Here is a 247-nt window from a genome sequence, read left to right on the forward strand (position 1 = left end):
GAGTGCTGCCCCGCCTCTTGCGATCTGCGACAGATTGAGGACCGCCGCCGCGACCGCTACGCCGAACAACATCGATATCTGCTGCAGCATGCTGGACAAGGTCGCCGCCGAGCTGCGCTGCGCGGCGGAGATATCGGCGAAAGCCAGCGTGTTGAGCGCGGTGAACTGCATCGAACGCGCCAGGCCGGCGACCAGCATCAGCGCCACCACCAGCGCCTGCGGCGTTTCAGGCGAGATCGCCGCGCAG

General features: G+C 67.2%; 1 pseudogene. It reads right to left on the minus strand.

Annotation, left to right across the window (positions count from 1 at the left end):
- Window positions 1-247: pseudogene (locus EN781_RS33970) on the minus strand (MFS transporter); the annotation flags it as partial.

This window comes from Mesorhizobium sp. M4A.F.Ca.ET.090.04.2.1, assembly GCF_003999085.1.
Classification (GTDB): Bacteria; Pseudomonadota; Alphaproteobacteria; order Rhizobiales; family Rhizobiaceae; genus Mesorhizobium.